Source organism: Candidatus Woesearchaeota archaeon, from assembly GCA_016192995.1.
Lineage (GTDB): Archaea > Nanobdellota > Nanobdellia > Woesearchaeales > DSVV01 > JACPTB01.
In genome coordinates this window covers 133,341-157,365 of sequence record JACPTB010000002.1, presented here as the reverse complement: position 1 = coordinate 157,365, position 24,025 = coordinate 133,341, and the positions used below count along the sequence as shown (strand labels likewise).

The following is a 24,025-nucleotide window of genomic DNA, read 5'->3' as shown; positions in this document are numbered from 1 at the left end:
GTATCATGCCTCTCTTTAGTTTTGGTAAAAAAGAGGAAGCAAATCCTCAATTAGGACCTCCTCGTGTAAAGGGACCTCCTACTGATAGAGTATTGGATTTAAAACGAAAAGGATTAGGGAATAGTCAAATCATTGACACCTTACAGCGTGAAGGTGTTGATATGACTGATATTTTTGACGCGATGAATCAAGCTGAAATTAAGACAGGTGTTGGTATGGGACCAAATCCAGGTATGATGGCAAATGAAATGCTTCCTGAAGAAAATAAGCAATTTCCAGGAAATAACATTCAATCAATTGCTCAAGATTATGGGCAGAATCAGGATTATAATGATGCTCAAAGCATGGGGAACATAGGCAGTCAGTCAGGTTCTCCCCAGATTCCAGGCTTAGAGCGCATTGAAGAGATAGCAGAAGCAATAATTGATGAGAAATGGAATGAAATTGTTAAAAGCATCAATAAAATTATTGACTGGAAAGATAGGACTGAAGGAAGGATTTTGAAAATTGAACAGCAATTTGTTGATCTTCAAAAACAATTTGATACCCTTCATAAAGGTGTTCTTGGTAGAATAGGAGATTATGATAGAAATTTAACTACTATTGGGTCTGATATCCAAGCGCTTGAAAAAGTATTTCAGAAAGTATTGCCTATTATGACAGAAAATGTTAATGAATTGAGCAGAATTACTGCGGATATGAAGCAACAACAACGACCTTAGGTTCTTTAGAAAATGTAGTTTTTAGCGCCTATTTTGTGAAGCTCTTCTTCCTTTAATCAATATAAAATACTTTGAATAATCACATCCTATTTCTGATTCTGTTGCAATACTCTTCTTAGAATTTGTTCAACATCTTTTTGTGTGCAGAATTTAACTGGTTCCCAGAGATTAATGTATTTTTCAAGCACTTGAACATCATCTTTCTTAGCAGTTTCTTTTAATTCTGTTACTATCAACTTAAGCTCATCTTTAAGTTCATTGAGTTCTGCTTTTAATTCAGAAATTTCTGAATTCAGCATAGCTAATTCACTTTTCACGTCTTTTCCTACTTGAATTACATTCTGTTCAGAAAGCTGCATACTCTTTCTTACATTAGTATATTGTTCTTCAAGAACTCTCATTCTCCTTGAAATATCACGCGTTAATTCTAAAGGAGGTTGGGCTGGCAAATCTCTCTGGAGTTCTCGTTGCTTGCTTGCTTTGATATCCATCATCCCAGGATCCATACTACCAAGAGGAGGCATGTTTGGAGGGCGTAAGTTGTTCATATAATATTACCTCGTTTACTGGTTAATAAAAGTTTTTATTGTTTAGGCTCAGGTGAAAATCTCGGCATAGCCTCGGTTTTGGCATCAGTTCAGCTCTTGAAGAGTATTTCGATTGGATTTTTCTCTCTGGCACTCCGAAAAATCCTCAAGGTAAAATTAAGAAGAGCTTCACCAAAAGATGCCAAAAACTACATTTTCACCTGAGTCTATTATCTAAACTACCAAATCAGTGATATCTTTGATTAACTCATACATTGTTTGTAGGTGTGCATTGTGGTTAAATTGTTTCTTGTATTTTTCTTCATTATCCCAGAATTTTTCTGCAGTTGAAATGTCTTTTTTAAGATAAGCTCCGTATGCTTGTTCGTATAACGCTAATAATTCTTTTAGATCGTCAAGATCATCATGTTTTGGTTTGTTTTTCTCAAGCATTTCTTTTGCAAGATGTTTAATTTCGTCGCCAATCTTTTCCATTCTCTCAATGAGCAGGCGAATATCAAATATTTCAACAAAACTAATATCTTTGCTCCAGCTTCTTGTTAATGATGCTCGAATCTGCATGATAATCGCAAGATAGCATTTTCCTACTAATTTGTCGCGGTCAATCACACTTTGAAGAATTTCTTTATCATCTTGGTTTGGTATTATATCTTCTAACATTGTTTTTGTTAGTTGATACATTCTTGTAACGAGTTTTTTAATATCAAGCTCAGATTTGAGATTTTGAATAACAATCTTGCGTGGCTGCTCCTCAATAACTTCCACATTTAAAAGGTTATGAACAATAGCAAGAATCTCGTTTCGTTCTTTTCTGGTAAAGGGAAGCTCTTTTTTTATAACAATATAATCATTCCCTATCAAATATGCTCCCATTATATTCCTAAAAATATATTTATTATAAAGAATAGTGCTTGTTTTTTCTTTTGTTGTTTCATCTTTTGCAACCTTTTCAGGAAATATGGTTAAAGCTCCGGAATCTTCAAGCGTAATATAGATATGACTTCCTTTTTTCACGTTAAACTTTTGCAGCCATGAAGCAGGCAGTGATAAATATAATGATCCACCCAGTTCTTGCAGACGTCTTTTTTGTTCCACATCTTTGTAAAGTTTAAACTAGTTTAAATATTTAATGGTTATATTTAAATCTCAGTTCTTATGTTTCATGTCATTAAATTATAATTAACTACATGAGGTGGTTATATGGCTCAAGAAGTAATGATGATTGCTCCCCGAGAGGATCTTGGTAAATTAGTTGATGCGTTAGTGCCTCGAGAAGTTGAATTCAGTGTTCCTGTAGTTACACCATTTTATACAGCACAACGAGTTTTTTTACCTAAGGGATATCATCCCGATACCTTTGTTGACACTGTTGCTCAAGCTTCGCCAAACACAGCAGTTTATAGAGGAATTATTCCTCAGGATGATATCAAGGCTTATGATGGATTAAGGCAAACTTTGGAAGGTTGGAATTCAGATAGAATAGCTGAAGAACGTATGATTGATGAAAGTCCAGCATATCGCTGATTTCTCAGATTTCTTCTTGTTTTACTCTTATTTCTCTTTCAATTTCTTATTTTCATACGTAATCTTTTTGTTTTTTCCGAAAGATTTTCATTAGGCATACTCTTTTTCGAAAATCTTTCATTATTCTTGTTGTTTCTTCCGATTTTGTTATAACTATTTTCGGTTTTCTCGACGGTGGTTATATTAAGCACTTCAACTATCACATTTCTGAGGTGATTATTATGGAAAAATATTTGAGAGTATTTTTAACTAATTTAGTGTTATTTTTTGGTTTAGGTTCTGGTGTTTTAGCTAATTCAGTTGTTATAAGTGAAGTATATTATGATCCTGTTGCAACAGAGAGTGGTGGGGAAGCTGTTGTCTTATATAATCCTACCCCTGAAGATATCATCTTGAGTGGCTATGTCTTGAAAACAGAAAGTGCTGCTCAAGATGTTATTCTTCCTACTGGTACTATCATTAACTATTTAAGCTTCAGTTTGTTTTAAGAGGCTATGTACGCAATTGAAGTAAAAAACTTAGTAAAAACATTTCAGAGTAAGCAAGCTGTTGTTAAAGCAGTCAATAAAATATCCTTTTCTGTGAAAAAAGGAGAAATCTTTGGGTTGCTTGGGCCAAATGGCGCTGGCAAGACAACGACTCTTAATATTCTTAATGGATTACTGAGCATGAATTCAGGGAGCATTAAGATTTTAGGCAAAGATCCAGAAAAAGCTTGGGAAGAGGTTAAAAATAAAGTTAATGTTGCAACTGCGTACTATTCTTTATCCGAAGTACTGACTATTCGACAGAATTTACGTGTTTACGCTAAATTATATGGCATCAGAAATGTAGAAGAAAAAATAAATCATCTGCTGGATATATTTGAATTAAAAGAATTGGCTGATAAAAAAGTAACGTTGTTAAGTTCAGGAGAGCGTACTCGTGTTTCGCTTTGCAAAGGTTTTATCAATGATCCTGAAGTGTTGTTTCTTGATGAATGCACTGTTGGTTTAGATCCGGATATTGCTGAAAAGACAAGGACGATTATTAAAGAGTATCAAGAGAAACATGGCACTACCATTATATTTACTTCTCATTATATGTTTGAGGTTGAGGAATTGTGCGATAGAATTGCGTTTATGGATAAAGGCAAAATCCTTAAAATAGACACTGCAGATAACTTTAAACGGATGATTAGGAAGCAAACGGTTGCCTTAGTTGTGAAAGAGAATTTTAAAGGTTTATTGAAGCTGCTCAAGGAAAAAAATATTACCATAATTACTACTGGTACCAATACGGTTGTGTTTGAAATTGATGCAGTAGGTGATAAATTGTATAAATTAATGAATCTTACTTTTCAACAAGGTGTTAAATTAAGCAATATGCATTTGAATAAGCCAACCCTGGATGATATTTTTATTCAGATCGCGCGAAGTAAGAAATGAAAGTAATGTAACCTATTTGGAGAAAATACTATGAAATGGTATAGAATTTCAGCGTTATTATTGAAATATTATTATATCTCCATTAATCGTATTGACAGATTATTTGATATCTTCTTCTGGCCAGTGATTGACTTATTTATCTGGGGATTTGCGTATCTTTATATTGAACAATTATCTAATTTTAATCTTTTAAGCATGATGTTTGGGGGAATTATTCTCTGGATATTTGTCTGGAAAGCTTCACAGGATTTAGGCACCTTTGTCTTAGAGGATTTTTGGGCGAGAAATTTATATAATCTATTCTCATCCCCTATCAAATTATCAGAGCATATAGTTTCTATTATTTTATTTGCTTTTTTTCGAGGATTAGTTAGCTTTTTGTTTCAGTTTATTTTAGCGTACACTTTTTATGCATTTAACATATTTCAATTTCCCTTATTCTTTTTAGCATTATCAATCCTCATCTTATCACTTTTTGGCATGGCTCTTGGATTATTAATTGTCGCTCTTATATTTAGGTATGGTCAGCGTATTCAAGTAATAGCATGGAGCAGTGTTTGGATTGTCCAGCCTTTTAGCTGTGTATTCTATCCCTTAACTGTTTTACCAGGTTGGGCGCAGAACATAGCAATTATATTACCTTCAACCTATGTTTTTGAGAATCTTCGTTCTTTTCTTAATCAACAGACCGTTAATTACATGCAATTATTCTTTGCTTTGTTAGGATCAGTAGCATTGCTTCTTGTTATGGCTGTTGTATTGTATTATTCATTTCAACATGCTAAGAAAACTGGGTTGTTAGCGAGAGGAGATTAATTTACTCAGGATTTTTATGTTATGCAACTTTTCTTAGTTCAGCTTCTCTCTGTTGCGCTTCAGCATATAATAATTCTGGTGTTTGTGTTATTAATTTTAAAGCTACATAATCGAGTTGTGAAGCGAATCTTGTGATGGTTGCTCCATCCAATATGACACCATATCTTTCAGGAACTTCATAAGGTAACTTTTCTAAAGCATATTGTCTTGTTTCAAAAGCTCTTTTTTCCAATGGTAATGAATAAGGTTTCTTTCCTGAATAAAATTCTTTTACTCTTCTTCTTGCTTGGTTTACAAGATACAATATTCTTGTTCTTTTCAAATATGTATTTATATCTTCAGCAATGCCTGTTACCTGTTTTAGCATTGTTCTTAATTCTTTAAATACCTCAGTGTTTTGTGGTTTTTCTCTTATTGGCAATCGTATCAACCAATATAGCTGCATTTTTAATTTATCTGCGTCAATACTTAATAATCCACATACATAATCAGCTCCAGCATGTCCATTAGCCTCTCGAACAAGGTCAAAATCATTAATGAAAGGATCAAATAATTTTCTAGAAGGCTTATATTCATATTTTCCCTAGTCTATAGTTTCTGTAATTACTAGCTCTGCTCTTGTTGCTAGATTTCCAGTTGTTTTTCGATTTCTTCCTATCATATTGTAGTGGACAGCATGTCTTGTTTCTGCATCTAATGATTCTAAAAAATCTTTCACCTTCTTGAAATCAGTATGCGGAATTTTTATTACATGGGGATAAGGATCATTACTTTCATAGTCATAGGTTGCTATGTTATTTACTGGAGTTTTTCGATGAATAACTAGTTGGAGTCTATCGTTTCTATGATCTGGTGCTATTCCAAAATATCTAGCATTGGCAAAATAAACCGCTGCAAGAGAATACCTTGTTTGATCAGAAGAAAAATCATCTGGTAAGTCTTGTCGTACTCTTTTTTGAGTTATCCTTAGATCTACATTATCTTCAGTAAATACTTCGATTGCCTTTGCATCTTCTTCAATAACTGCTTCAAGGTTATCTATTAAGGCAAGTCTTAATTCTTGATGCTCCCTAAGGTCTCTACGGAGATGTTCATGCCATGCCATCTTTTAAAGAAACTAACTATTCTTTTTTAATCTTCTCCTACTCTGGTTGCTCCTGGGCCTACTTGATTAATGTATTTGGCATTCTGCTTTTTATGATAAGGCTCTTCTGCTGGTGATGTTAGTTGCTGGAAGCTAATCTGGCATATTTTCATTCCTGGATATAATGCAACAGGGAGTTTTGAGATATTTGCAATCTCCAAGGTAAGCTGGCCATCCCAGCCAGGATGCACAGAACCAGCAGTTGAATGCACAATAATACCTAATCTTCCCCAAGAACTTCTTCCATCTAATCTTCCTACCAAATAACTCGGAACTCTTACTCGTTCTTTTGTTGCACCAAGCACGAACTCTCCTGGGTGAATGATAAATGGCTTATCCTCTTCTTTAATTGTTTCTGACATTAATGATTCCCGATCAATCTTTTTTGGATCAACATGGGTAATATCAGCATGTTTGAAAACCATAAAGGTATTGCCAAGGGTTAAATCAACTGAACAAGGGCCAATTTGGTTGAAGGTCATTTTTTCAATAAGCAAGTCTCCTTTTTCCAATTCCTTTTTAATATCAATATCGCTCAATATCATATTGCTTCTCCCCCTAATAGTGTTAAAATCTGATCTTCTCTGCTTCTATCTCGATAAATGGTTATTCCTTTACACCCTAGTTTGTAAGCAAGCTTGAAGGTTTTAACGACATCTTCTTTGCTTGAAGTGTACTCTAAATTAACGCTCTTTGAAACTGCATTATCGCAATATTTTTGAAATGCTGCTTGGATTAATACATGATATTCTGCAGGTATTTCATGGCTAATAACAAACACTTTTCTGATTTCTGATGCTAAATCCAAAAATGATTGGAGTGATCCTTTTGATGCAATTTCTTTCATTAAATCTTCAGAATAAATCTCTCTTTTCAATAATTCGCTTTTTAAATGCTTATTAACATATAATAACTCATCCCCACCGGTGATTTTTTTCATGTAACTTAAAGCGAAATTCGGTTCAATGCCTGAAGAACAATCAGCAATTAATGAGATTGTTCCTGTTGGCGCAATAGCAGTTGTTGTCGCATTTCTTTGCTTTATTCCTTTTTTTGCATATATGCTTTTTTCATAATTTGCAAATACTCCTCTTTTTTTTGCTAGAGCTTCTGAAGCTAATCTTGCTTCATCACGAATAAATTTCATGATTCTTTCTGCTACTTTTATTGCTTCTTCACTATTATAAGGAACCCCTAACTGATACAGCATATCTGCAAAACCCATAACTCCAACTCCTATTTTTCTATTATCATTAGTTATTTTTTCACTGTCTTTTAAGGTGTATTTATTTACATCAATAACATTATCAAGAAAATGCACTGCAATCCACGCAGTGTCCCGCAATGCAGCTAAATTGACCCTGCCTCCTTGCACCATATTAGATAAGTTTATTGAGCCAAGCGGGCATGCTTCATATTCAAGCAAAGGCACTTCTCCGCAGGCAGAGGTTGTTTTTATTTCACCAAGTTCAGGAACAGGGTTCTTCTCATTAATAGTATCAAGGAAAATAACTCCTGGCTCACCATTTTTCCACGACATTGTTGCAATTAAATCAAAGACCTCTTTAGCAGGCAATAAACGAACTTCCTGCTTTGTTCGCGGATTAATTAATGGATATCGTTTTCTGTTGTCTAATGCATCCATAAATTCTTTTGTAATGCCAACAGAGATGTTGAAGTTTCTCAAGTGATGGGGATTTTCTTTTGCGGTAATAAAATCGAGGATATTGGGGTGATCAACACGCAACACTGCCATGTTTGCGCCACGCCTTAAACCAGTTTTCTTGATTATTTCTGTTGATTTATCATAGACATGCATAAATGGAATTGGCCCTGCTGAAAATCCACGAGAATCATCGATCGTATCTTCTTTTGGTCTTAAATTGGAAAAAGAAAAGCCTGTTCCTGAACCTGTACGATGCACCATTGCAGCATTTTTTAATGTTGTATAAATACTTTCAGTGCTGTCTTCAATTGGTAGGACATAGCATGAAATTAACTGCTGATTTTTGGTTCCTGCGTTCATTAAGCAGGGCGAGTTTGGCAAAAAATCAAGCTTGTTTAAACACTCGAAAAACTTATCTTCAGTTTCTTTCAGGTTTGGCTCATTATCATATTGTTTATCTGCTTTTGCTATTTCTTTTGCTACTCTTCTAAACATATCTTCAGGCGTTTCAACAGCGCCATCTTCTTTTTTCATTAATAATCGTTCTTTGAGAATTTTTAATGCATTAATAGTAAAGCGCTTATCAACATATCCTCCTACTAATGACTGTTTTACCTCCCGGATATTTTTTTGGCGTTCCCTATACAAAATATATGCTTTTGCTGTTTTTACATGATTGTCTTCTATTAAAACACGCTCAACAACATCCTGAACATCTTCAACATGGGGGATTTTGTCAGGAAATAATTCTTCTATCTTTGCTACAATCTTTTTTGTTAATGCTTTAGAGAGCTCTTCATCAGTTCCTCCAATAGCTTGCGCTGCTTTGTACAATGCATCTGTGATCTTTTTTGGATCAAAAACTACAGTTTCACCATTCCGTTTAATGACTTTTTCAAGGGGCATAGCATTGCCTTTTCAGCTACTTTTTAATTTTGGGATGATTATTTCGTTTATAAAATGTAAGTTATTATAATTGTCTTAATTTAGTAGTTACATAATTAATGCTATTTTTTAAATAATAGTTAATCTCCCTTTGGGTATGGGATATGAAAGCAATCCACTTTTAACTGTTTTAGATCCTCATAAACTAGAGGTATTGCAAACTATATATCGTATTATTTATTCTGCTATTGATAGCATTGGTGGATTAAGACCTGATGCTTTGAGTTGTCCTTTAGTAAGCAAATCTCGATCAGAAGGTCAAGATAGATATCTTCAATACAGGCATATTGCACACTGGGATCTTCCAAGAATAACTGAGGAGCAGATGGATGCTTTAGAAGATTTAGCAAGATATATTCATGCTCCAAATAAAATTCAATGTCGTTCTCACCCTCTTGGTGGCAAACGACCAGCGAGTAAGTATGTTACTTGGAATGCAGGAGTAAGTGAAACTACTATTGGTTATCTTCTTAAGGATTGGGGTTTTCAAGAAGCAGGCTCAACAGGAATATGGGTTTGCAGAAAATTTCTTACCAAAGAACAAGCTTCTCAACGCTCAAAAGATGGAAACTGGCTTTATGATGGTAGAGCATTAGTAGAAATCAGGGAACAGCATGATATACGAGAACTTGATTTTGCCCAGCGTGTTGTTCAAACAGCTTACATTCTTAATCATGGTAAACCATATCCTTATGCAAATCTTATCTACGCCTTATACCGGGATTTATCACGCATCGGATTAAGGGCAGTAACTTCAGAAGATATTGCAGGACTTGAAGAAATTATAGAATTTATGAAATGGACGTTATTTGCTTCAGGAAATAATAAAGATGCTGCACGTTATTTTGGCTGCAAACCTGAATCAGTTGTTTTAGCAGGTGTCAAAGGAACAGGCAAAACCCTTATTGCAGAAGCTCTTGCTACAGGTGATTATAAAACATTATTTATTCCTTTAAGCGCAATGCAATTAGTTTTAGATAAACGCACTCAACTTTCACGGCCTAATCGTGTAGAAGATGAAGGTTCAATATTAGCAGCTATTGAGGATTTAAGGGAAAAATCCGGAGCTGAAGTTATTATCCATTGTGACGATATTGAGGCACTTCTTTTTGATGCTAATGGTTCAAGTGATGGACAACATGCTGCGACTTCAAATTGGTTGAATAATTTATCAGGGATACAGCGTTCAGGGATTTTATTATCAGGATCTACTAATGATCCTTATTTAATTGATCATAGATTTTTGCGCCCTGGAAGAATTGGTTATGTCTTACATGTTCCATTACCTGATCTTAAAATACGCGATGCAATTTTAGCAATACACACTCGGGCTAAGCCATTAGCTTCAGAGGTTACTATTCATGCATTAGCGCAAGCTACTGAAGGTTACACCCCTGCAGCATTAGCAGAAATTTGCAATCGCGCAGGACATTTTGCTTTGCAAAGAGCAGCAGCTCGAAAAGCAGGAAGCAGGGATACTTTTGAAGCTCTTTCAGGTTTAGTTGAAGCAGATTATTCAGGCGTAACAATTTCTTCAGATGACTTTGGTAAGGCACTTAGTTTAGTTTCTCGTCATACCAATCCAGCTGAAAATAAAAAAGAAGACAGGAGAATTAAAAAATTTTGTGATGCTTATAGTTCCATTGGTTTTAGAGCTTAAATTCTTAAACCTACATAAACTTAGGAGAACTTTGCAAAATACTCGCAAAGCTCGGGTTACTGCCGGTTCGCATTGAGATATCTTTTTAACAAAGCAATTTTCTCTCTGGAACTCCGAAAATTGCTCGATAAGTATTTCGAAAATGCTCACAAAATAGGCAGTAACCATGATTTTGCAAAGTTCTCTTAATACTCAATCCCTCTTCTTGCAGAAGTGCCTTTGTCGAAATAATGCTTGACTAATTTCATTTCAGTAACTAAATCTGCTTTCTCCATTACTTTTTCATGGGCATCTCTGCCGGTCATTATTAACTCCAATTGCGGGTGTTTTTTTTCCATTAATTCAAGCACTTCTTCAATGCTCAAAAATCCTAATTTCAATGCTACATTAACTTCATCAAGAATAATTAAATCATAATCTTCTGAAGCAGTTAACTTCTGCGCTAAGGCAAAAGCGCTTTTCACGAATTTTACTTGTTCCTGGTCATTAAGAAAACAATATCTGCAAGGTCCGCATTCAATATCTTCTCTCACAAAATCAAAATATTTTGCTCCTTCATTAATCCCTAATAATTTCATTTGTTTTTTTTCTTTAACACAGCCCCTTCCAAATTGTATAATATCAATCTTTGGGAGGAAATTTTTGATGCTGATAAATTCACCGGTGTATGCGCCGCCTTTCATAAATTGCACAATAAATACTTTACCGCCTTGGCCAACAGTTCTCAGAGCTAATCCTAATGATGCTGTTGTTTTTCCTTTTCCATCTCCGGTATATACCTGGATTTTTCCATATCTAGCCATAATAGTACCTATTTTGTAAAGTTCTTGTATCTAATAAGCTCTACTTATTAATAAATATCCTTAATCATCAAGTGATAATAAAAAAGGAAAAGAAATTCTTACTCTGAGCATGATTTAACAAGCTTTCCATCTTCAAAACTAATAGTGCAGACTTTAGCTTTGTTATCATCTTTATGATCTTCATTTTTATTAGAACTGTCTTCTTCAGTTATCGCTGGTTGATCAGTGATCTCGGTTAACACTATCCCTTGAATGTTTTCTCTCTGCGCATGATACGGCGTTGAAAGCTTTCCCTGAGGCAGCTTTATAACTTGGTCGCCTCTTACTATGATTTCTTTTCCATCAGAGACATATTTGAATTGTTTTTTCTTGAAATCTTGAAATGCGCTTTGCTGTTGCTGAATGCTTAAAATAGGGTACCTGCTTCCATCACGGTAAATAGTGATCCCTTTTAAGCCAAATTTCCATGCTTTAATGTAAATCTCTGAAATGGTTTCAGGGCTTATGCTTTCAGGTAAATTGACGGTTGATGAAATACTATGGTCAGTATATTTTTGGCAGTCTCCCTGAATTAAAACTCTTTTTTCAGGCTCAATATAATGGGCAGTTCTAAAAAAGCATCCAGGCAACAGTTGGCGGAGTTCGTCTTCACTTGTTGCATACTGCGCTTTTTCCTGGAGCCCTTTTTTATCCAAATAAGCGCTTACTGTTGAATGGAAGATGTTAAATCGTTTGTTGCCGAAATTTTCACTTCTTCTCGTGTAAAATATTGCAAATACCGGTTCAACACCGCCGCTAACACCAATATAATTCTTTTGCTCTCCTTTATACCCTAATACAATATTTGAAATAGTTCCTGTTGGCGCAATAGAAAGTATTGCAATATTCCGCAATCCTTTTTTCTTGACTAATTCTTTAGTATTGTCATCAAGAGCTTCTTTAAAAAATGGGTTGCGGCTGTATTTGTTATAATCAAATACTGGTGAAGCTCCCTTTTCTTCAGCTAATTCTGCGGATTCACGATAACCTGCATTAGCAATAACCTGACAAACTTTCTCAATAACTGCTATACCCTCTTCACTATCATATTCTAAACCAAGCTGAAATAACATATCTGCAATTCCCATAACACCCAAACCAAGTCTTCGTGTTTCTGCAGCAGCACTCCGTTGTTTATCAAGAGCATTCAATGAAATATTCCAGCCAACAACATTATCTAAAAATCGTGTAGCCAACTTTGTTACTCGTTCAAGTTCGTTCCAGTTAATTCTTGCAGTATCAGTAAAACCATCAATTACTAACCGAGAAAGATTAATTGATCCAAGATTACAAGCGCCGCCGTCTTCTAATGGCACTTCACCACAATTTGAAATAACAATGCCATTAGCTATAAAAGAATGTGTTCGTGGTTCTGTTAGATCAAATACTTCTTGTTTTCCCTGTGGTTCTATGCTTTTTATAGTATCGTAAAAGTGTTCTTGGTATTGTTTCTTTGTGAGAAATACTTTTATTCTTTCTTGGTGTTTACTTCCTATAAACCCAATTTCTTCAACAAATCGCTGCAAGCTTCCTTTAGTTATACTTAACTCCCATAATTTCCCATCTGTTATGTACTCTTTATATTCTCCAGCTGCATTATAGTAATTAAATTTTTTCTGAGGAGTTCGATGGCGTTCATAGATTGTAGATAACATCCCTAAGTTAATAAGTATTATTTGTATTTCTTTCAGAAGCTTTTCTGACTTAGAAGTTAATCGAATATAATTCCCTTTTTCGCCAACTGCCATAGTTCCATCAGCAGTAAACAATCCCTGTAAAAATCCTACTACTGCTTCTTTTGGCGCAGTAAATATCCTATGCGGAACTTGCTTAAGTTCAGCTTTTACACTTTTGATGCCTAATCTACGTAGAAAATCACAAAAATATTTACTATGGTATCTTAATTGTGTTGTAGACTCTCTGATGCTTGGTTTTGTTTCTTTTCCATATATCTCCTCAATAAACTTCTTTAACTGGCTCATCACGTCTTCATCTTCTTTACTAAATACTAACCCAAGTCTATTATCTGGTTCAGGAGTGATAAATCCATCTCCTACTGTCCAACCAAGCAATTGCCCAAGTTCTTTTGACCATGTTGTGGGGAATTTGTAATGATAGATATGATTATTATCTCCTTTGATAATTTCATCTCTTTCAATAGATAATAGCTTATCATTGTTTCCCATGCCTTCTCCTTTTTGGATTAAAATTTTATCTTTAGGTGTAAGTTCATGTAACTGCTTAAAACCTTCAGTAGTCATAATCTTATGATCACCTGTTGCAGTGATTTCATAGCCCTTTTTTGTGGTAAGTTTATAGGTTTCTTTAATTCCCGATGACCATGCTGCTTCTATAGTGTCAAAACTTACTCCTTGTTGTTTTTGTTCGAGCAACATAATTCTTCCGTTAGTATCTCTCACTTGTATAGGCACTCGGTTGTCAGTTAGAATCTGAGGCGTTTTACCAACAAGCTCTTTTATTTGCTGCAATCCTTTACTTGTTGATACCTGTGAGTTTCCTGCAATACAGGGGTTTGTACTTGCAATTGGTCTCCCTATATAATTAGAAGGTGAATACTTTGTCATTCTTGACCAGAATATTAATCCTGGCTCAGCTGTTTGATAATTACCTTTAACAAATTCATCCCAAATATCCCGCGCTTTTACTAATCTTCTTGTTTCTCCTGCAGGTTCAGAACTAAAATATAATAAATAATCACCTGAATATCTCACTGCTAAATCATAATTTTGTGATTCTACTGGTACAATTACATCTCCATAAATGTCCCTGTTCTGCACATTTTCAAGCAATTGCTTGGAGATCTGTTTGTTTGTTTCTTTATGTATAAACTCATTTGCTTCTTCAATGGTTTCAAATACTTTATATAACTCATAATTCTCTAAATATTTTGAAGGAATGCCAAAGGCAAAATTCATTTCTTTGCTTTGGTTAACTCTATTAATAATCAATTTGCTAAATTTTTTATACACTACTATTTTATCCTTTCCATACTTATTTTGCTCTTCAACAGCAGTCATGAATTCATCAGTAACTTTCATGCTAATATTTGCAAACCTTACCTGGGTGTTTTCACGAACTTGTTTTTCAATCGCATCCAGCTGTTCAGCGTTGAATTTTCCTGACCAGCTGCATTGCTCCCTAATCTGTTTTGTCACCCAATTTGATTCTTGTTTGACTCTAATAAAATTAAGAATATCAGGATGCTTAACATCAATAGTTAGCATTAATGCGCCTCGCCTTCCAGCTTGACCAATTAACCCTGTTGTTAATGAGTAGATTTCCATGAATGAAACGCTGCCTGTTGAGAAATTTGCTGCATTATGTACCACAGCTTCTCTTGGACGCAGGGTAGAAATATCAACGCCAATTCCTCCCCCATATGAATATGTTCGCGCACATTCGAAAGCAGCTTTGTAAATAGATTCAATGTTATCATCTTCCATCACTGAAACAAAGCAATTTGCTAATGTTTTTAATCTATATAAATCTCCAGCTCCAGCAATTACTCTGCCGCCAGGCACAAAATATCCTTCATAAAGCATTTTATAGAATTCCTGGGCAAAATACACTTGATTGTCTTCATCTTCTTCAATAGATGCAAGATAAGAACCAAGCCTTACAAATACATCTTCCGGACGCTGCTCAATAAGGTTATCATCAAGATCGTGGACATAATATTTTTTCCTGTAAATATCCATGGCAAGTTCATTGCCTGCTAAATAATCATTTGCAGGATGCAATGGCAACGAACCCTCCTTCTGCATATCCTTGAGCATATAAAATAATTTTCTATAGGCATTAATTTTATTTTTATCCACTAACTTGGATAATTTGCTGTTATACGTAAACATTTTTGCAATTGGTTCAGTTACCGTAACTTTGATATTATGGCTGGTTAATGAACTGCCGAATAATTCTTCATTCACGCCAAAAGGATCTTGCTTTTCTTCCAAACCTTTTATACCAACTAATGCATCAGCTTTTAATCGTGCTTCTGCACGTTTTTGTCTATATAAGATAAAAGCTTTTGCTGTTTTTGCATGTCCTGTTTCAATAAGCACTTTTTCAACGCAATCCTGAACATCTTCCACTGAAGGTATGTCTTCTTTCAAGTCCTGTTCATTGAGCATGTCAAAAACTTGTTCTGCTAATCGTTCTGAGATTTTATAATCAGAACCTCCCACTGCCTGGGCAGCTTTGAAAATAGCATTAGAAATTTTCTTCAGATCAAATCCAACATATTCACCAGTTCTTTTTTTAATTCGCAGGATTTTTTGTTCATTCATGACGTTCAGCCTCTTTTGTTCGTCGTTGGATAGTACACAATATCTTGTGGTTGCTTCTGTTTAATTATACAAGATATCTTCATTTTTACGGCATGGCGTGGTATATAAATATTATGTTTCTTAAAAATATATTTTCAATATCACTCAAAATTATTATCTTGCCAGTGGTATTATCTTTTAAATTATTATCTTGTTAGTGGTAAGAATTTTCTACGAAATTCTTAATACCCTTATATAAAATATAATTAAATATTTATAAGAATGCAAAGCTCGGGTTACTGCCAGTTCGCATTGAGATCTTTGTTAAACAAAGCAATTTTCTCTCTGGAACTCCGAAAATTGCCCGATAAGTATTTCGAAAATGCTCACAAAATAGGCAGTAACCATAATTTTGCAAAGTTCTCTTTAGCTTTTTCTTCTCCTTTATCAATTGGGGAACTTGCATTCCACATCAGCCAAAACCATTTTTTGTAATCATCAGCTAGTTTTTTGCTTATTAACACAAATATAGTGACATCATCATCAAGCTTGTTAATATTTAATCCAGTGAAAGTAATGACACGATCATCTAAAATATCAATTGCTGAGTGTGTGGAATATTTTTCAGGTAAAAATCGTGCTTCATGGAGATGTACTGGTACAGGTCCTTCAGCTTCGTTCTGCTGTTGCATCATTTCTGCATCAAATAAATGGTAGCATTTGACGTTCTTTTTTTTGAGTTCTTCATAGAATCTAAATCTGAATGTTTTTAATCGTGGTTCAAACCATCCACCTTTAGCGCCAATGCAATAAACATCTTTGCCAACATCAAGAATATCCTGCATGTAATTTCTGAATCCTTGGATGCCTTTGTAGATATATGCTTGTTCTTTTTCTTGTTTTTGAAAAAACTTTTGCTTGATTTCCGGAAGCGCTTTTGTTATTTTATCTTCTTTTTCTTTTATCATGGAAAGCAATCGTTCTGGATTGGTTGCTTTGAAGTGCTGCTCATTGCTGAGAATGGTTTGGGAGATTAATCCTTTTTCTAAAAGTCTGCTTAAAGCATCATATGCATTTCTCCGATGAATGTTTGCCTTAATTGCAATAGTCTGCACTGAAGCATCGCCTGTTTGGAGCAATGCTTCGTAAATTCTAGCTTCGTTTGGACTTAAGCCAATTTCGCGGAATAGTTCTTCGTACATATCAGCACCTGATTATTCTAACTACTTTGTTTAATACCTAATTGCTTTCTTAATTTATCATAATAAGCATGATCTCCCAGATGAACCTCTTTGAATTCCCCATTCTTTATCTTTATTATAATACATCTATTAGAAGATCCGATCTTTTTGATGAAAATTACATAATCACTAAAAATAGATCCAAACTCAGGTTTAATTTCACCATTCTTTAATCGTTGACACCATATCATTAGGTTTTCATCGATATTCTTAATAGTCTCAGCATATCTATCAAAATCTTTGTTAAATACAACTTGTTCGCCAAATAGTTCTTTAAGTTTCTGCTTTAAATTTTCTACATTCATGTTTTATTCCCTCTATAAATTGATCATAAATGAGGAGATTATCATTGGCTTTTGGATATAATGGGATGGTTTCTTTGATATTCTTTCCAAACTTTGTACATACTACATAAAGATACTTCTTAGAATATAACTTTAAAATAAGTTGTCTTGTTATATGATTAATTTCTTCAATTTTTTTCCCTTTTTGTTTGTTAATTATTTTATACATCTTCTGCGATAAGCTATATGAGTTAAGGATTATATTCTCGACAAATAAATAATAATCTAATAATAATTCCCTGATTATCTTCTGATCTTCATTTTCAAGAATCTCTTTTATTGCAACTTGATATGCAAAAATAATATCATTAAGTTCAGGTCTTTTTATAATTGGTTTTATAGGTGGAATTTCAAAATTGGATATTGAGTATTGTAATGCAGAATAAAATAATGGTTTTTTTAAGTCTTTTTCTCTAATTCCAATATATGTTCTTTTCCCTTCATGATATTGCTTTCTTCGCTTTCCTACTATAAATATGTCAATATCATTATACTTTTTGCTGAATAAAAAAGAACCTGAAATGAATGCTTTTTCTTTGTTAAGCTGTTTTAATATTTGCTTTGCTTCCTCTACTCGTTCTGGGATCATCGTTGAAGTATTGCCTTGCAGATAAAACTGTTCCTGCAAACATTGAAGCGCATCCATTTTCTTCTTTATTGCCGTGTAAAGATAGGTTTGTTCTGTTTTTGTTAATGACTGTTTTTTCAGGTGTTTTTCTATGATTTCAACCTGCTTATCAGTAAATAAGGCAGGTACAAATAATTGTTTGTTTTCAAGTATCTTTTTACATATATTTTCATTCATATTATATTATAAGTATATATCTATTAATAAATCTTGCTATATTTATGTAATAGATTAGTGTTATTTGATATTCAGTTAACATGCCTCTATTTAATAGTTGTTATTTTTGGTGGTGATTGCCACCATCAATATTAATATAGTTGGTTTCTGGGTAAACTCACATTGTAATCACTTAACAGTGAAACTTACTTGGAGTGTGAAACTATGTCATCAATAACAACTTTACCGGCATGGATGGGATATCTTATTTTAGTTATCTATGGCATATTTATGATTCTCATTACGTATGTTTTTGCACGATGGAAACAATATAAAACTATTCAAGGTTTTCTTGTTGCAGAAAGAAATGTTAGTTGGTGGCTTGGCGCAGCAAGTATTGCAGCATCTTGGATTTGGGCGCCAGCATTATTTATCTCTGTTCAAGTGTCCTATAAACAGGGATTGCCGGGAATATTTTGGTTTGTTATTCCTAATATTATTGCGTTGCTTATCTTTATGTTTTTAGCTCCTAAAATCCGAGAAAAATTACCTTATGGTTACACTTTACCACAGTGGATTAAATATCGTTTGCAAAGTGAGAGAGTGCATACTATCTATTTGTTTCCTTATTTTTTTTATCAAGTGATGGCTGTTACCGTGCAGCTTTATGCGGGAGGTAATCTTGTTTCTTTTCTTACAGGCATACCAGTTATTCCTGTTATGATTATATTGGCAGTGATTGTTTTAACATATTCATTAATCTCAGGGCTTGAATCATCTATTGTTACTGATTTTGTTCAATTTCTTTTAATTATTATTGGTATTGTTGTTGTTATTCCATGGATATTATTAAAAGTGGGTGGGTTTCATGCAGTTACTTTAGGACTAGGTGGAGTTAGTGGAAAATTCACTAGTCTTTTTGATCCAAGCGTTGCATTTTCTTTTGGTATTGTTACAGCAATTGGACTTATCTCTGGAGCAATTTCAGACCAGCAATACTGGCAGCGTGCTTTTGCCATTAAAAAGAACAATTTAGTTCCTTCATTTGTGTTTGGTGCTTTTATGTTTGGGATTGTACCTGTTGTCTTGTCATTTTTGGGATTCCTTGCAGCTAATTCATCCCTTGGAATCACCTTGCCTGAAGGAATTGATGTCTCGATGATTGGTGTTGTTGCAGTTGCAAAATTTCTTCCTGCAAGTGCATTAGTTTTGTTTGTTGTAATGTTATTAAGTGCTTTGCTTTCAACGTTGGATTCAGGATTAAATGCTGCAAGTTCATTGTATGTAACTGATGTAGTGAAATATACTGCAAAAGAACGAGAAATTTTACAAAAAATGGATCAACAGCGGCAGCTTAATCCTGAAGAAATAAGTATTGCAAAACAACTTGATAAAAAGGGTATCAGAAATTCACAATTAGCGATGTTTGGCATAACAATTGTTGGGTTTTTAGTTGCGTTAGCTGTTACCTATATTCCAAACTTTGGGTTAAAACAATTGTGGTGGATTTTTAATAGTATTGCTGCTTGTGTTGTCGTGCCAACAGTGTTAAGTTTGTATTGGAATAGATTAGATGCACGAGGAGTATTTTGGGGGGTGTTGACGTCGTTTGTAATCGGTGTTCCTTTCTTTATCTATGGCAATATCATTGACAAGCCAGTTTGGATTGTTGGAGCATCGTTGTTTACTATCGGGATAAGCACTTTATGCTGTTTGCTTATGTCGAGAAAAGAATCATGGATAAGACCTTCAGAATAAAGAATATCTTTTATTTTTTCTTTGTTTTTACTTTCTTCTCTTTTGTTTCTGTAACTTCACTTTCATCTACATTCTCAGCATGGCTTCTTAAATGATATGCTTCATCAGGGTCTGTATCTTGTTCATCGCCATGAGGCGTGCCACACCTGCATGAGTCAAAGGTACTTTTTGTATCTTTGGCTTTCATTTTTGGTGTGTCTTTTTCATATTCTTCTAGAATCTTGATGATCTCTTTGAGAGGATCTTTTTTTCCTTTCTTGTGTTTGTTTTCGCGCATAATCTACGTGATGAACTTTCCTATTTTAAAATGTAATGATTTACTCTTCTTCTTCTTTTTCATCATCCTCATCATCTTGTTCGTCATCTTTGATGATTAAGGGTGATCTTTTTTCTATGTCTTCTTTGGTTATAGGTTCATCAGTTAATTCACTCAAATGATAGGCGTGCTCTTTTTCTTTATCACGTTCGTCTCCATGTTTGGAACCGCACATACAATTTTCATATATGTGATTACTGCTCACTTTCCCTTCTGCTTTAGGGGTATTTTTTTCATAATCTTTCAATATGTTAATAATATCTTCAAATCGATCAATTTTCTTTTCTTTAACTTCTTTGTTTCCCATAATTACTTGATAATATCACGTTATTTTAAATGTATTTTGTTTATTCAACAAAATCTATATAAACACCACCTTACTCGCTTTTATGGGTGATAATATGAAGGGTTATGAAGACGCAGTCTGTAAAGCATGTCAATTGCAACTTGATCAACTTAAAAAAACAAATTTACAAATTCCTGAGTTAGAAACTATCAAACTTCCTCGCCGTGTTATCAATGTTAACTTTCCTGTTCGCATGGATAATGGAAATGTAAAAGTATTCTCTGGTTATCGTGTACAATACTCTGATGCTCGCGGGCCAGCAAAAGGGGGGATTCGTTTTCATCCAGAAGTTGATCTTGAAGAAGTTAAAATGCTTGCTTTTTTAATGTGTTTGAAATGCGCTGTAGCAGATATACCCTATGGGGGGGCAAAAGGCGGTGTTGTTGTTGATCCAAAAACATTGTCGCAACGAGAACTCGAACGACTAAGCAGAGGATATATTAGGGAGATTGCACCTTTTATAGGGCCATATGTTGATATTCCTGCTCCTGATGTTAATACTAATGAACAAATTATGGCTTGGATGTTGGACGAATATGAATCTATTACCAATCAGAAAGTACCTGGAGTAATAACTGGTAAGCCATTAGCTCTTGGGGGCAGCAAAGGCCGTTCCTATGCAACCTCACAAGGCGGGGCTTTTGTGCTGCGTGAATTTGTTAAGCTTAAAAAATTAGATCATAAAAAACTAACTGTTGCAGTACAAGGATTTGGGAATGCAGGATATCATATGGCAAGAATTTTATCAGAATGGGGATATACTATTGTTGCTGTTAGTGACTCTAAGTCTGGAATTTATGATAAAAAAGGCTTGGCTATTTCAAAAGTTTATGATCATAAACAAAAATCAGGTTCATTAAAAAATTTTAAAGATGCAACAGAAATAACTAATGAGAAATTGCTAGCTTTACCAGTTGATATCCTTGTTCCAGCTGCTTTAGGCGATGCAATTACTAAGAAGAATGTTGATTCAGTCAAAGCAAAGTACATCCTTGAACTTGCCAATGGACCGGTAAGCGCAGAAGCTGATGCAGTTTTATTTAAGAAAGGAGTTATTGTAATTCCTGATATTCTTGCTAATGCTGGTGGTGTCATTGTTAGTTATTTTGAATGGGTGCAGAACTTACAAGGATATTACTGGGAAGAAGATGAAGTTATTAAAAAATTAGAGCAGAAAATAACCAAAGCGTTTAAAGATATACCTCAAGTAGCAACTGAAAACAATGTTAGTTTACGGCATGCAGCCTACTATCTTGCTCTTAAACGAATAGCAGATTCTGAGAAGGTATTGGGGAATGTATGAACTTCTAAAACTTTTTTCTCATAATACCTGCTTTTAATTCATCAAATCCAGGCTTGGAAACTTCTTTCAACACATCCTTGCTTGTCTTCAAATCTTTGTTTAAGAAATCATCTTTGCCGCACATAGGGCATTTTAATCTTGTTGTGGCTTTTTTTGTAGTATCATAGGTGAATTTATATCTGCATCTTCCGCAAAAGTATACTTTCTTCTTACCTTCGCTTGTTTCAGGAATACTTTTAGGAGTGTGTGATTCAAGATGTTTGTTTTTTTCTAAACATGGAATGCAACTAACTATATAATCAGAACTTCCAGGCTTAGGAAGGTATTTAACATCATCTATTGGCATACTTTTTCCGCAACGCTGGCAGGTTAACTGTTTTCTTATGTCTGGCATACATTCTCACCTTACTTATGAGTAAGATTGGTAAAATGTTGGACTAATAACCTTACTCCAAAGCCAGTAGCACCTTCAGGTATATAATTTTTTTGGCTGTCTGACCATACAGGACCAGCTATATCAATATGAACCCAAGGGTACTTGTCTACAAATTCTTGTAAGAATATCCCTCCTGCAATAGTACCAGCTTCTCCTTTAGGTTTTCCTAAATTCTTGAGATCAGCAATACTACCTTTAATATCCTCTTTGAATTCATCATAAAGCGGCAGCTCCCATGAACGTTCATGGCATTCTTCGCCTGCTTTGATGACTTCATTAATCATTTTTTGATTATTACCCATAACACAAGCAAAATTCTTTCCCATCACTACAAGCGCAGCACCTGTTAATGTTGCAAGATCTATAATTGCTTCAGGTTTTAATGTTGTAGCATAGTGCAGGCAATCACTTAAAACTAATCTGCCTTCAGCATCAGTATTTGCGACTTCTACACTTTTACCAGCGGCACTGATTAAGACATCTCCTGGCTTATAAGCATTGCTTCCAATCAGGTTTTCAACACAACCTAAGATGCCGGTAATATTTATTGGTACATTCAAGTTTTCTATTGCCTTTATAGCGCCAATAATCGCTGCTGCTCCGCCCATATCATCTTTCATGGTTTCTAAGAAACCTGTCGGTTTTAAGTTTAAGCCACCGCTGTCATAGGTAACACCTTTTCCTACAAGAACATGGTGTTTTTTGGAAGATTTCAATCCAGTATATTCAATAATAACTACTTGCGGTTCTCCAGGAGAACCTCTGCTTACACCTAGTAAACAACCCATTTTTAATCTTTCAATTTCTGGCTTTCCAAGAATCTTAACCTTTACTTTACTACTTTTTACAAATAATTTTTTTGTATAATCTGCAATATATTTTGGATGCGCTGTTGAAGGAATTTCATTAACAAGATCACGAGTAATCATAACTCCTTCAGTTATTTTTGCAGCATTATCAAGATTTTCCTGCAGTTTTTTTTCTTTTGAAACATAGGTTAAGTTTTCAACTCTTTTTTCTTTTTCTTTTTTATATTTATCAAAGGCATATCCTGCCAAATGCCAGCCTTCTGCAAATCCCTGTAGTATTTCAGCTTTTGATGAAAATTCAATCAGAGAAGCTTCTTTAATTTCCTTGCTTTTAAGAAAACCATATACTTTTGAACCGAAAATACGCGCTTTTTCCTGTGTTAATTTATTTTCTTCTCCTAAACCAGCGAAGATGATTGTTTCTCTCTCAATAAACGTCGTATTAAATTTGTCTTCCTCAGCAAAAGTTTTGTTGTAGTAAAGAATTTTTGAAAGTGTTGTATTTAATTTAGGCACTTTTCCTTTGAATAATGGGATAATTAATACATTGCTATCAGGTTGTTGCTTAATTGTTATCATACTATCTCACACTCTAACCATTTACGTGACCTTCTTGCAAGATCACTCTTCTCTGCACTCCCCTTCGATCATATTGGTCTAAACTTGAAAGAGAAAATATTGGTGCTTTTGCCAAATAATATGTTCTTGTTTCATAATCAAAGGTGAACTGTGTGAAACACTTATACAATGGCTTAATACCGTAGTCATACTTTCTTTCATTTGAATTTGTTTCTTTACAATAAAAAAAATCAGCCTCTTTTGAAGCTTGATGCTCTGCAACCTGCTTTCCTTTGATTGCTATGGTTAGAAAAATATCTTTTAATGGATCTTTTATTTGATTTGTTTCAGCATAAATATGCAATGGACCTTTATATTCTGTTGTTTCTTCTGTTTTAAATGTTGTTCCATCGCTTGTCATGCTTACGTGAGGGTTTGTTCTAAATGCATTACTTGTTATTACATTACTTTGGTTTTTTGTACTAGTTACAGCAAAAAAGCTAACAACTACTATGAGAACAATAAACACAACTTCTGTATTTTTACTCAT

At 34.4% G+C, this 24,025-nt stretch carries 24 protein-coding genes; 8 read left to right on the top strand and 16 right to left on the bottom strand.

The features are described 5' to 3' along the window. Positions 1-5: 5 nt before the first annotated feature. Entirely contained in the window at positions 6-722 is a 717-nt protein-coding gene (locus HYY69_02490; protein ID MBI3032319.1) for a hypothetical protein, read from the top strand. Positions 723-808: 86 nt separating this feature from the next. On the opposite strand, the gene HYY69_02485 is transcribed toward HYY69_02490, so the two are convergent. Together HYY69_02485 and HYY69_02480 are read right to left on the bottom strand one after the other, a co-directional pair. Next, a complete protein-coding gene (locus HYY69_02485; GenBank protein ID MBI3032318.1) occupies positions 809-1,270 on the bottom strand; it encodes a hypothetical protein in 462 nt (153 codons plus the stop codon). Between the two features lie 213 nt (positions 1,271-1,483). Then, on the bottom strand, positions 1,484-2,365 hold the full coding sequence (locus tag HYY69_02480) for a phosphate uptake regulator PhoU (protein ID MBI3032317.1): 882 nt from the start codon (positions 2,363-2,365) through the stop codon (positions 1,484-1,486). A 105-nt stretch (positions 2,366-2,470) separates the two neighbouring features. On the opposite strand from HYY69_02480, the gene HYY69_02475 reads away from it, so the two are divergent. The 4 genes from HYY69_02475 to HYY69_02460 all read left to right on the top strand — a co-directional run bounded on the left by HYY69_02475 (position 2,471) and on the right by HYY69_02460 (position 5,037). After that, positions 2,471-2,794, top strand: a complete 324-nt coding sequence (locus tag HYY69_02475; protein ID MBI3032316.1) for a hypothetical protein — start codon at positions 2,471-2,473, stop codon at positions 2,792-2,794. Between the two features lie 221 nt (positions 2,795-3,015). Next, positions 3,016-3,282 (top strand): lamin tail domain-containing protein, encoded by a 267-nt coding sequence (locus HYY69_02470; GenBank protein ID MBI3032315.1) that lies wholly within the window; start codon positions 3,016-3,018, stop codon positions 3,280-3,282. A gap of 6 nt (positions 3,283-3,288) precedes the next feature. Continuing rightward, the gene (locus HYY69_02465) at positions 3,289-4,221 is read left to right on the top strand and encodes an ABC transporter ATP-binding protein (GenBank protein ID MBI3032314.1); all 933 of its coding nucleotides are present in this window, start codon (positions 3,289-3,291) and stop codon (positions 4,219-4,221) included. Between the two features lie 30 nt (positions 4,222-4,251). After that, positions 4,252-5,037: an ABC transporter permease gene (locus HYY69_02460; GenBank protein ID MBI3032313.1), complete on the top strand. Its 786-nt coding sequence runs from the start codon at positions 4,252-4,254 to the stop codon at positions 5,035-5,037. A 19-nt stretch (positions 5,038-5,056) separates the two neighbouring features. Here the strand turns inward: HYY69_02460 and HYY69_02455 are convergent, their stop codons facing one another. From HYY69_02455 to HYY69_02440, 4 genes are all read right to left on the bottom strand, one after another. After that, a complete protein-coding gene (locus HYY69_02455) occupies positions 5,057-5,482 on the bottom strand; it encodes a hypothetical protein (GenBank protein MBI3032312.1) in 426 nt (141 codons plus the stop codon). 138 nt (positions 5,483-5,620) lie between these two features. Then, a complete protein-coding gene (locus HYY69_02450; GenBank protein ID MBI3032311.1) occupies positions 5,621-6,142 on the bottom strand; it encodes a hypothetical protein in 522 nt (173 codons plus the stop codon). 26 nt (positions 6,143-6,168) lie between these two features. Beyond that, the gene (locus HYY69_02445; GenBank protein MBI3032310.1) at positions 6,169-6,726 is read right to left on the bottom strand and encodes a dCTP deaminase; all 558 of its coding nucleotides are present in this window, start codon (positions 6,724-6,726) and stop codon (positions 6,169-6,171) included. Beyond that, positions 6,723-8,753: an adenosylcobalamin-dependent ribonucleoside-diphosphate reductase gene (locus HYY69_02440; GenBank protein MBI3032309.1), complete on the bottom strand. Its 2,031-nt coding sequence runs from the start codon at positions 8,751-8,753 to the stop codon at positions 6,723-6,725. The genes HYY69_02445 and HYY69_02440 overlap by 4 nt, the downstream gene beginning before the upstream one ends. 136 nt (positions 8,754-8,889) lie before the next feature. Between HYY69_02440 and HYY69_02435 the strand changes: the two genes are divergently transcribed. Beyond that, a complete protein-coding gene (locus tag HYY69_02435) occupies positions 8,890-10,452 on the top strand; it encodes an ATP-binding protein (GenBank protein MBI3032308.1) in 1,563 nt (520 codons plus the stop codon). A 185-nt stretch (positions 10,453-10,637) separates the two neighbouring features. On the opposite strand, the gene HYY69_02430 is transcribed toward HYY69_02435, so the two are convergent. The 5 genes from HYY69_02430 to HYY69_02410 form a co-directional block, all read right to left on the bottom strand. Further along, positions 10,638-11,255: a cob(I)yrinic acid a,c-diamide adenosyltransferase gene (locus HYY69_02430; protein ID MBI3032307.1), complete on the bottom strand. Its 618-nt coding sequence runs from the start codon at positions 11,253-11,255 to the stop codon at positions 10,638-10,640. A gap of 98 nt (positions 11,256-11,353) precedes the next feature. Then, a complete protein-coding gene (locus HYY69_02425) occupies positions 11,354-15,601 on the bottom strand; it encodes a hypothetical protein (protein MBI3032306.1) in 4,248 nt (1,415 codons plus the stop codon). A gap of 365 nt (positions 15,602-15,966) precedes the next feature. Continuing rightward, complete coding sequence (locus HYY69_02420; protein MBI3032305.1) at positions 15,967-16,782, bottom strand: hypothetical protein; 816 nt, start codon at positions 16,780-16,782, stop codon at positions 15,967-15,969. Positions 16,783-16,799: 17 nt separating this feature from the next. After that, positions 16,800-17,126 carry a hypothetical protein gene (locus HYY69_02415; GenBank protein ID MBI3032304.1) on the bottom strand — a complete coding sequence of 109 codons (327 nt, stop codon included), beginning with the start codon at positions 17,124-17,126 and terminating at the stop codon, positions 16,800-16,802. Continuing rightward, on the bottom strand, positions 17,095-17,970 hold the full coding sequence (locus HYY69_02410; GenBank protein MBI3032303.1) for a hypothetical protein: 876 nt from the start codon (positions 17,968-17,970) through the stop codon (positions 17,095-17,097). The genes HYY69_02415 and HYY69_02410 overlap by 32 nt, the downstream gene beginning before the upstream one ends. A 204-nt stretch (positions 17,971-18,174) precedes the next feature. On the opposite strand from HYY69_02410, the gene HYY69_02405 reads away from it, so the two are divergent. Next, entirely contained in the window at positions 18,175-19,707 is a 1,533-nt protein-coding gene (locus tag HYY69_02405) for a hypothetical protein (protein MBI3032302.1), read from the top strand. A 10-nt stretch (positions 19,708-19,717) separates the two neighbouring features. On the opposite strand, the gene HYY69_02400 is transcribed toward HYY69_02405, so the two are convergent. Further along, a complete protein-coding gene (locus HYY69_02400) occupies positions 19,718-19,984 on the bottom strand; it encodes a hypothetical protein (GenBank protein ID MBI3032301.1) in 267 nt (88 codons plus the stop codon). A 40-nt stretch (positions 19,985-20,024) separates the two neighbouring features. Continuing rightward, the gene (locus HYY69_02395; protein MBI3032300.1) at positions 20,025-20,330 is read right to left on the bottom strand and encodes a hypothetical protein; all 306 of its coding nucleotides are present in this window, start codon (positions 20,328-20,330) and stop codon (positions 20,025-20,027) included. 82 nt (positions 20,331-20,412) lie between these two features. Here HYY69_02395 and HYY69_02390 point away from each other — a divergent pair, with 82 nt between their 5' ends. Beyond that, a complete protein-coding gene (locus HYY69_02390) occupies positions 20,413-21,672 on the top strand; it encodes a Glu/Leu/Phe/Val dehydrogenase (GenBank protein ID MBI3032299.1) in 1,260 nt (419 codons plus the stop codon). A 4-nt stretch (positions 21,673-21,676) separates the two neighbouring features. Here HYY69_02390 and HYY69_02385 read toward each other — a convergent pair whose 3' ends face one another. The 3 genes from HYY69_02385 to HYY69_02375 are packed head-to-tail and all read right to left on the bottom strand — an operon-like array spanning position 21,677 to position 24,025. Continuing rightward, positions 21,677-22,066, bottom strand: a complete 390-nt coding sequence (locus HYY69_02385; GenBank protein ID MBI3032298.1) for a hypothetical protein — start codon at positions 22,064-22,066, stop codon at positions 21,677-21,679. Positions 22,067-22,077: 11 nt separating this feature from the next. Further along, positions 22,078-23,496: a leucyl aminopeptidase gene (locus HYY69_02380; protein ID MBI3032297.1), complete on the bottom strand. Its 1,419-nt coding sequence runs from the start codon at positions 23,494-23,496 to the stop codon at positions 22,078-22,080. A 13-nt stretch (positions 23,497-23,509) separates the two neighbouring features. Further along, entirely contained in the window at positions 23,510-24,025 is a 516-nt protein-coding gene (locus HYY69_02375; protein ID MBI3032296.1) for a hypothetical protein, read from the bottom strand.

Bases quoted from the DNA above. Each gene is read 5' to 3' on its own strand.
- HYY69_02380 (MBI3032297.1), bottom strand. From the start codon at position 23,496: ATGATAACAATTAAGCAACAACCTGATAGCAATGTATTAATTATCCCA.
- HYY69_02415 (MBI3032304.1), bottom strand. From the start codon at position 17,126: ATGAATGTAGAAAATTTAAAGCAGAAACTTAAAGAACTATTTGGCGAA.
- HYY69_02375 (MBI3032296.1), bottom strand. From the start codon at position 24,025: ATGAGTAAAAATACAGAAGTTGTGTTTATTGTTCTCATAGTAGTTGTT.
- HYY69_02425 (MBI3032306.1), bottom strand. From the start codon at position 15,601: ATGAATGAACAAAAAATCCTGCGAATTAAAAAAAGAACTGGTGAATAT.
- HYY69_02475 (MBI3032316.1), top strand. From the start codon at position 2,471: ATGGCTCAAGAAGTAATGATGATTGCTCCCCGAGAGGATCTTGGTAAA.
- HYY69_02485 (MBI3032318.1), bottom strand. From the start codon at position 1,270: ATGAACAACTTACGCCCTCCAAACATGCCTCCTCTTGGTAGTATGGAT.
- HYY69_02410 (MBI3032303.1), bottom strand. From the start codon at position 17,970: ATGAATGAAAATATATGTAAAAAGATACTTGAAAACAAACAATTATTT.
- HYY69_02420 (MBI3032305.1), bottom strand. From the start codon at position 16,782: ATGTACGAAGAACTATTCCGCGAAATTGGCTTAAGTCCAAACGAAGCT.
- HYY69_02490 (MBI3032319.1), top strand. From the start codon at position 6: ATGCCTCTCTTTAGTTTTGGTAAAAAAGAGGAAGCAAATCCTCAATTA.
- HYY69_02400 (MBI3032301.1), bottom strand. From the start codon at position 19,984: ATGCGCGAAAACAAACACAAGAAAGGAAAAAAAGATCCTCTCAAAGAG.
- HYY69_02395 (MBI3032300.1), bottom strand. From the start codon at position 20,330: ATGGGAAACAAAGAAGTTAAAGAAAAGAAAATTGATCGATTTGAAGAT.
- HYY69_02455 (MBI3032312.1), bottom strand. From the start codon at position 5,482: ATGCAGCTATATTGGTTGATACGATTGCCAATAAGAGAAAAACCACAA.
- HYY69_02385 (MBI3032298.1), bottom strand. From the start codon at position 22,066: ATGCCAGACATAAGAAAACAGTTAACCTGCCAGCGTTGCGGAAAAAGT.
- HYY69_02430 (MBI3032307.1), bottom strand. From the start codon at position 11,255: ATGGCTAGATATGGAAAAATCCAGGTATATACCGGAGATGGAAAAGGA.
- HYY69_02450 (MBI3032311.1), bottom strand. From the start codon at position 6,142: ATGGCATGGCATGAACATCTCCGTAGAGACCTTAGGGAGCATCAAGAA.
- HYY69_02440 (MBI3032309.1), bottom strand. From the start codon at position 8,753: ATGCCCCTTGAAAAAGTCATTAAACGGAATGGTGAAACTGTAGTTTTT.
- HYY69_02390 (MBI3032299.1), top strand. From the start codon at position 20,413: ATGGGTGATAATATGAAGGGTTATGAAGACGCAGTCTGTAAAGCATGT.
- HYY69_02445 (MBI3032310.1), bottom strand. From the start codon at position 6,726: ATGATATTGAGCGATATTGATATTAAAAAGGAATTGGAAAAAGGAGAC.
- HYY69_02405 (MBI3032302.1), top strand. From the start codon at position 18,175: ATGTCATCAATAACAACTTTACCGGCATGGATGGGATATCTTATTTTA.
- HYY69_02435 (MBI3032308.1), top strand. From the start codon at position 8,890: ATGGGATATGAAAGCAATCCACTTTTAACTGTTTTAGATCCTCATAAA.
- HYY69_02460 (MBI3032313.1), top strand. From the start codon at position 4,252: ATGAAATGGTATAGAATTTCAGCGTTATTATTGAAATATTATTATATC.
- HYY69_02465 (MBI3032314.1), top strand. From the start codon at position 3,289: ATGTACGCAATTGAAGTAAAAAACTTAGTAAAAACATTTCAGAGTAAG.
- HYY69_02470 (MBI3032315.1), top strand. From the start codon at position 3,016: ATGGAAAAATATTTGAGAGTATTTTTAACTAATTTAGTGTTATTTTTT.